Source organism: Sphaerisporangium sp. NPDC005289, assembly GCF_040607455.1.
Classification (GTDB): domain Bacteria; phylum Actinomycetota; class Actinomycetes; order Streptosporangiales; family Streptosporangiaceae; genus Sphaerisporangium; species Sphaerisporangium rhizosphaerae.
This window is the reverse complement of the sequence record NZ_JBEXGS010000007.1, coordinates 185,115-191,619: the sequence shown is the minus strand read 5'-3', so window position 1 is coordinate 191,619 and position 6,505 is coordinate 185,115. Positions and strand designations below refer to the sequence as shown.

The 6,505-nt window shown below is 70.3% G+C and carries 7 protein-coding genes; 2 read left to right on the top strand and 5 right to left on the bottom strand.

What is annotated here, in order from left to right; translation table 11 throughout:
• Positions 1-502: 502 nt before the first annotated feature.
• Positions 503-796: a MerR family transcriptional regulator gene (locus ABZT47_RS14935; protein WP_354841481.1), complete on the top strand. Its 294-nt coding sequence runs from the start codon at positions 503-505 to the stop codon at positions 794-796.
• 110 nt (positions 797-906) lie between these two features.
• Here the strand turns inward: ABZT47_RS14935 and ABZT47_RS14930 are convergent, their stop codons facing one another.
• The 4 genes from ABZT47_RS14930 to ABZT47_RS14915 are packed head-to-tail and all read right to left on the bottom strand — an operon-like array spanning position 907 to position 3,664.
• Positions 907-1,128: a hypothetical protein gene (locus ABZT47_RS14930; protein WP_354841478.1), complete on the bottom strand. Its 222-nt coding sequence runs from the start codon at positions 1,126-1,128 to the stop codon at positions 907-909.
• A gap of 32 nt (positions 1,129-1,160) precedes the next feature.
• Positions 1,161-2,006 carry a MetQ/NlpA family ABC transporter substrate-binding protein gene (locus tag ABZT47_RS14925; protein WP_354841062.1) on the bottom strand — a complete coding sequence of 282 codons (846 nt, stop codon included), beginning with the start codon at positions 2,004-2,006 and terminating at the stop codon, positions 1,161-1,163.
• Between the two features lie 48 nt (positions 2,007-2,054).
• On the bottom strand, positions 2,055-2,654 hold the full coding sequence (locus tag ABZT47_RS14920) for a methionine ABC transporter permease (protein ID WP_354841475.1): 600 nt from the start codon (positions 2,652-2,654) through the stop codon (positions 2,055-2,057).
• A 53-nt stretch (positions 2,655-2,707) separates the two neighbouring features.
• Positions 2,708-3,664 (bottom strand): ATP-binding cassette domain-containing protein, encoded by a 957-nt coding sequence (locus tag ABZT47_RS14915; protein ID WP_354841059.1) that lies wholly within the window; start codon positions 3,662-3,664, stop codon positions 2,708-2,710.
• A gap of 501 nt (positions 3,665-4,165) precedes the next feature.
• Between ABZT47_RS14915 and ABZT47_RS14910 the strand changes: the two genes are divergently transcribed.
• The gene (locus tag ABZT47_RS14910; protein ID WP_354841056.1) at positions 4,166-5,869 is read left to right on the top strand and encodes a SpoIIE family protein phosphatase; all 1,704 of its coding nucleotides are present in this window, start codon (positions 4,166-4,168) and stop codon (positions 5,867-5,869) included.
• A 106-nt stretch (positions 5,870-5,975) separates the two neighbouring features.
• Here the strand turns inward: ABZT47_RS14910 and ABZT47_RS14905 are convergent, their stop codons facing one another.
• A complete protein-coding gene (locus tag ABZT47_RS14905; RefSeq protein WP_354841053.1) occupies positions 5,976-6,428 on the bottom strand; it encodes a helix-turn-helix domain-containing protein in 453 nt (150 codons plus the stop codon).
• Positions 6,429-6,505: the final 77 nt, after the last annotated feature.

Sequence of the window (6,505 nt, the reverse complement as noted above, 5' to 3'; positions counted from 1 at the left end):
CGGCCGTGGGCGGCGCAGCTGCGGTATGTAGTGATGCATGAGTTCAAGGAAGTAACGCCAGCAAAGAGCGAAGGAGTGTTGAACGCCATCAGGATCGCCCGTCGCCGGCTGATTTTCGCCGCACGGGTACCGCAGTCCCACGGATTGGAAGGTGGTCTACGGTCACGCATACGCGATCCCCGCATCCCCGCCCCCATCGGGCGGCCAATGCGGAAGAGACAGATCGGCCTCCGGGCCGGTAGATGGTGTTGAACCTCGTGGGCCCCGGCGCATCATGGCGCCGGGGCCCCTGTTGGCATTTCGGGAAGGTCGTCAGGAAGGTTGTATGGACCAAGCACTGGTAACGTCGGCCGTCCGCGCGCAGCCCAGGCTCCGCGCCAGCGCCGACAAGGCTGAACCGGCCCCTGGGGCCGACACCGCGGGCAGCGCCGATGGGCTCCCCGCCACGCCGGGCGACACCCCCGCTCACCGGTTCGACGATGAGGACTACCCCGCCTACAGCATGGGCCGGGCCGCGGAGATGCTCGGCGTCACCCCGGCGTTCCTGCGCAACCTGGGCGCCGCCAAACTGATCGAGCCGCAGCGCTCTGAAGGCGGCCACCGCCGCTACTCCCGCTACCAGCTCCGCCTGGCCGCCCGCGCCCGCGAACTCCTCGACCAGGGCACCGCCCTGGACGCCGCCTGCCGCATCATCATCCTGGAAGACCAACTCGCAGAAGCTCTGCGCATCAACACCGAACTCCGGCAGAGCCGCGACCACCACCGGCCCGACAACGCCAGCCGCCGCTCGGCCTGAGGGGGTCCCTGGCCTCCTGGCCTAAAACCAAGGAATATAGCTCTGGCCTGCGGCGATGTGCTCAGGCATCTGCCTTGGGCGGGGGTCGCCGTGCCAGAAGGGGGCGTCGATCATGCCGGGATCGACGAGGGTGACACCGGGCGGCTTCGGCGCTGTCCTGCGCGTCGCCGCCGGACAGCATCCGGGCGATCTGCGGTGCTGCGGACCAGTAGCTCGACAGCGATGACCAGGAATATCAGGTAGGCCGGGTCGATGGTGTCGTCGATCAGCCCGGCCTGTTGCGCCGCTGCCACGGCCTTGGCCTTGCCGGCATACAGCTCGGTGCGCGCGATCTCGTCCGGGGCGCGGTGCCATGGGACGGGGGTCAGGTCGTGGAGGAGGTGACCGAGCCCTGGTAGGTGTCCTCGATGAACTTCTTGACCTCGGGCCCGGCCAGGAGCTGTGCCAGCTTCTTGACCTGCGGGTCGTTCTCGTGGCCCTTGAGGACGACCAGGCCGTTGGCGTAGGGGTTGTTCTCGGCCTTCTCCAGGACCAGGGCGTCGGCGGCCGGCTTGAGGCCAGCCTCCAGCGCGTAGTTCCCGTTGATCACGGCCGCGTCCACGTCCTCCAGCGAGCGCGGCAACTGGGCCGCTTCCAGCGGCTTGAACTGCAACTTCTTGGGGTTGTCCGCCACGTCACGCTCGGTGGCCGCGGTTCCGACGCCCGGCTTGAGCTTGATCAGGCCGTTGTCCTCCAGCAGCTTCAGCCCGCGGCCGAGGTTGGTGGCGTCGTTCGGTACCGCGATGGTCGCCCCGGAGGCCAGCTCGCCGGCGGTCTTGACCTTCCGCGAGTACAGGCCGAGCGGCTCCAGATGGACCGCCTGGACGAAGGTCAGCTCGTCGCCGCCCTTGGACTTGAGGAAGTCCGCCAGGTAGGGCCGATGCTGGAAATAGTTGCCGTCCAGCCGGCCTTCCTGCAGCTGGACGTTCGGCTGCACGTAGTCGGTGAACTCGACGATGTCCAGCTTGAGACCGGCGGCGGGGGCCAGCTTGTCCTTGACGAACTTCAGAATCTCCGCGTGCGGCACCGGGCTGACGCCGATCTTCAGCACGGCGTCCTTCGCCGCGGCCGACTGCGACCCGCCGGATCCGCCGGACCCGGCGGACGCGCCGCACGCCGCCAGCGTCAACGCGAGCACGGCGGCGGCCACGGAGCCGATCAACTTACGCATTCGAACATCTCCTTGCGTGCGTTCAACTGTGGGTCTCGTCTGTGGGTCTCATCTGTGGGACAGCCGGCGGGCCATGAAGTCGCCGAGGCTCTGGATCAGCTGAACGACCACCACGAGCAGCACGACCGTGATGATCATCACGGTCGTGTCGAAGCGCTGATAGCCGTACCTGATGGCGAGGTCGCCGAGCCCTCCGCCGCCGATCGCCCCGGCCATCGCCGAGTAGCCGATCAGCGCCACGATCGTCACGGTCAGCCCGGCGACCAGCCCGGGCAGCGCCTCGGGCAGCATGACGCGGCCGACCACGCGTAGGCGGCCGGCGCCCATGGCCACGGCGGCCTCGATCACCTCGCGCTCGACTCCGCGAAGCCCGGTCTCGACCAGCCGGGCGTAGAACGGCACGGCTCCGAGCGTCAGGGGGACGATGGCGGCGACCGTCCCGATCGTGGTGCCGGTGACCAGCCGGGTGAAAGGCAGGATCGCCACCATCAGCACGATGAACGGCAGCGACCGCCCGATGTTGACGATCCCACCGAGAACGGCCTTGACCGCCGGGACGGGCGTGAGGCCACCGCGGTCGGTGGTGACCAGGAACACGCCCAGCGGCAGGCCGAGCAACAGCGTCAGCAGTGCCGACCAGAACACCATCTGGACCGTCTCGCCGGTCGCCTGCGTCAGCGCGGGCAGCAGCTCGTCGGCGTTCACCGGGCCTCCTCGACGATCACGCCGCGTTCGCGCAGGTGGCCGAGGGCGCCGGCGTGGTCGCCGCCTTCGAGCCGGACGCGAAGTCGTCCGACGGGCCGCCCGCCGAGGTCCTCCAGCGAGCCGCCCAGGACGTTGACGTCCACGTCGAACCCGCGTACCAGGGCGGACATCACCGGCTCATCCGCCCGTCCCGCGAAGGTGAGGGTCACGGTGCCGGGCGGGGCGGGCTCGGGGAGCGGGAAGATCTCGCGGGTGAGCAGCGACCCGGGACGGGCGACGAGCTCGGCCAGGGTGCCGGCCTCCGCCACGCGGCCGTCCCGCATGATCGCCACCGAGTCGCAGACGCCCTTGATGACGTGCATCTCGTGGGTGATCAGCAAGATGGTCAGGCCCAGCTCGGCGTTGAGCCGCTTGAGCAGGGCGAGGATGGACTGCGTGGTGCCGGGGTCCAGCGCGCTGGTGGCCTCGTCGGAGAGCAGCACCTTCGGCCCGGCGGCGAGGGCGCGGGCGATGCCGACCCGCTGCTTCTGACCCCCGGAGAGCTGCGCCGGATAGGCCGAGGCCTTTCCCTCCAGCCCGACCAGCTCCAGCAGCTCGCGCACGCGCGCCGCGCGCCGAGCCCGGGGCAGCCCGGCGACCTCCAGGGGAAAAGCGACGTTCCCCGCCACCGTGCGGGACGACAGCAGGGCGAAGTGCTGGTGGATCATGCCGATGCCCTGTCTGGCGCGGCGCAGTTCGGCCTGCCCGAGTGTGGTCAGCTCCTGGCCGGCGACCGTGACGGTGCCGGCGGTCGGGCGTTCGAGCAGGTTGACACACCGCAGCAAGGTGCTCTTCCCGGCCCCGCTCTGTCCGAGCACGCCGAAGATCTCACCCTCGCGGACGTCGAGATCGACCCCGTCGAGGGCGACGACGCCGTTGCCGTAGACCTTGCGCAGGCCAGAAACATGTATCACAGGTAGGTTATATCCTGAATAGAAGATGGTTGTTACCAGGAGAAAAGGGACGACGGGCGGGGCTGCCGCTTCAGCCCGAACAGCGACGCGCGCGCATGGAACCGTCGGCCTCCGGCATGGGCCAGGTCAAAGGCAGGGCAAGCGTCACGGTGGGCCCAACCCTCCTACGCGGTAACACAATTCCCGTGGCGCGGTGTGATAACGGCCACTCGGCCCGCCGGACATGCGACCTCACCCGCCGTCAACCGTCGCTTCATGGCTGATCACCAGGTCACACAGCGGACGATCACCCGGTCCAGAGCTGGTTCCACGATGACCGCGCCGTGCTGTCGCGCCGTCGTCCCGGCGAGGCCACAGACCATCGCTTGAGGAGTTCTCGCGAAAGGAAACCAAGGGTAGGTGCTAATTTACTCACGGTAGCCGCAGACCCGCACGGGGAGGAGTCGACGCACCTCCTCGCGGCGCCGGGCACGATGTCCCATTCGTTTCCCAGGGGGTCCGATGGCGCCTGCGACGAGAACAGAGGCACCTGCGGACGAGGTCCGCCGGCCGCGCCCGAGCGTGCGGCACCTGGCCGGCTGCGCCGCCATACTGCTCGACGCCGACGGGCGCGTTACTCAGTGGGGCGGAGGGGCGGTGCGCCTGTTCGGGCGCCCGCCCGAAACGGCCATGGGCCACGACATCTGCGACCTGCTGTTGCGCGGCACCCGCCGCGAGACCGTCCATCGGGCGCTGCGGCAGGTCGCGTCGGGCGTGCGCTGGTGCGACGTGCTGTCCGCCGAATGCGCCGACGGCCGCGTCCACGACGTCGTCTTCACCTGGGAGCCGCTGGCCCATCCCGGTCCCTGGGGCGCGGTCATGGTCACCGCCGTGGACGCCTCCCCGCCCCGGCACGACGGCGCCGACGCCTCGGCCCGCGAGCGCCTCGCCCTCCTCGACGAGCTGAGCACCCACATGAGCGCCACCCTCGACCCCCGGCAGGCCGCCGAGGATTTCACGGCGTTCGCCGTGCCGCGCGTCGCCGACACCGCCACCCTGTACGTCATCGAGGGCCTGCTCAGAGACGAGGAACACCCCGAGCGCGCCCCCGACGGGTCGATGCGCGTCCGCCGCCTGGCCCTCAAGCTCGGCGCCCGCCAGACCGACGAGGTCAAGTGGCACGCCGCCTTCCCCGTCGACGAGGTCGTCGGCTACAGCGCCCGCCATCCGGCCTCCCGGTGCATGACGGCGAACGCGCCGGTGTTCTCCTCGGCGGCCGACCTGGAGATCGACTACCTCGACCGCATCATCGGCGTCCTCGGCGAACCCGCCCTGCGCTACCTCGAGATGTCCTCCTTCCTCACCGTGCCGCTGACCGCCCGGGGCATGGTCCTCGGCTTCATCGCCCTGTCGCGCTTCCCCGACCGCAGCCGCTTCGACGAGCACGACAAGGCGCTCGCCGAAGACCTCGCCGTCCGGGCGGCCATCTCCATCGACAACGCCCGGCTCTACACCCGCGAGCGGCGCACCGCGCAGGCCCTGCAGGACAACCTCGCGCCGCGCACGCTCACCGCACCGCCCGGCCTGGAGGTCGCCCACCGCTACCTCCCGGCGAGCGCCATGCGGGCGGGCGGCGACTGGTACGACGTCATCCCGTTGTCGGACACCCGCATCGCCCTAGTCGTCGGGGACGCCATGGGGCACGGCGCCGTGGCCGCCGGCGCGATGGGGCAGCTGCGCGCCGCCGTCCGCGCCCTCGCCGGCACCGACCAGCCCCCGGACGCGGTGCTGCGCCGGCTGGACCACATGGCCGAGGACATGGATGCCATCCAGTGCGCGACGTGCCTGTACGCCATCGTCGACCTCGCCACCCACACCTGCTCGCTCGCCTGCGCCGGGCACCCGCCGCCCATCCTGGTGAGCCCCGACGGCACGGCGTCCGTGCTCGACCTCCCGGCGGGGCTGGCGCTCGGCCTCGGCGACCCCGCCTTCGCCCGCGCCTTCACCACCACCGAGGTGCCGATGCCGCCCGGCAGCACCCTGGCCCTCTACACCGACGGCCTGGTCGAAAGCCGCGAGCAGGACATCGACACCGGCATCGCCACCCTCCGGCACGCCCTCGCCTCCCCCGGCCCCACCCTCGAGTCCACCTGCGAATCCATCATCGCCGCCCTCCCCCGCCAGTACGACGACGTCGCCCTCCTCCTCACCCGCACCACCTCCTGACGAACGGGTCCGGCGGCGAGGAGGCGAACCCCACCCCTCGCCCCCGCCGCCGGCGACCGATGCCGCGCCCACCCACCCACCCACGACTGATCGCTGCCGAACAGGGTCACGTGGCTGCGCCGGGGCCTGGGAGGGGGTCGACGTCGGGGGCGTGCATCGGTTCGCCGCAGTGGGTGCAGCGCAGGTCGACCGCGCTGACCTCGCCGCAGGCGTGGTGGCGGTAGAGCACCGGCGGGCCGGCCTCGCCGGCGAGCCATTTGTCTCCCCAGCCGGTCATGACCATGAGCAGGTCCACCAGCTCGGTGCCCTTCTGGGTCAGGACGTACTCGTAGCGGGGTCGCCGGTCGTAGGGACGGCGCTCGATCACTCCATGCTCGACCAGGTGGTTCAGCCGCTCGGTGAGGACCTTGCGTGAGATTCCGAGGTCGGCCTGGAGCTGCTCGAACCGGGTGAGGCCGACCCAGATGTCACGCAGCACCAGCGGCGACCAGGGCTCTCCGATGACGTCGAGCGTGCGCGCGATCGAGCACGCCATTCTGCTGAAGTCCGTGCGCTGCATGGAATCAGCATAGCAATCAGGGTTCCCTTAGGGAACGTCGCCTGCTACGGTCATGGAGTCTCTTCAAGGAACTCCAG

Excerpts from the sequence above, each read along its gene's own strand:
- ABZT47_RS14935 (WP_354841481.1), top strand. The coding sequence starts at position 503 with ATGGGCCGGGCCGCGGAGATGCTCGGCGTCACCCCGGCGTTCCTGCGC.
- ABZT47_RS14925 (WP_354841062.1), bottom strand. The coding sequence starts at position 2,006 with ATGCGTAAGTTGATCGGCTCCGTGGCCGCCGCCGTGCTCGCGTTGACG.
- ABZT47_RS14920 (WP_354841475.1), bottom strand. The coding sequence starts at position 2,654 with ATGGTGTTCTGGTCGGCACTGCTGACGCTGTTGCTCGGCCTGCCGCTG.
- ABZT47_RS14910 (WP_354841056.1), top strand. The coding sequence starts at position 4,166 with ATGGCGCCTGCGACGAGAACAGAGGCACCTGCGGACGAGGTCCGCCGG.
- ABZT47_RS14905 (WP_354841053.1), bottom strand. The coding sequence starts at position 6,428 with ATGCAGCGCACGGACTTCAGCAGAATGGCGTGCTCGATCGCGCGCACG.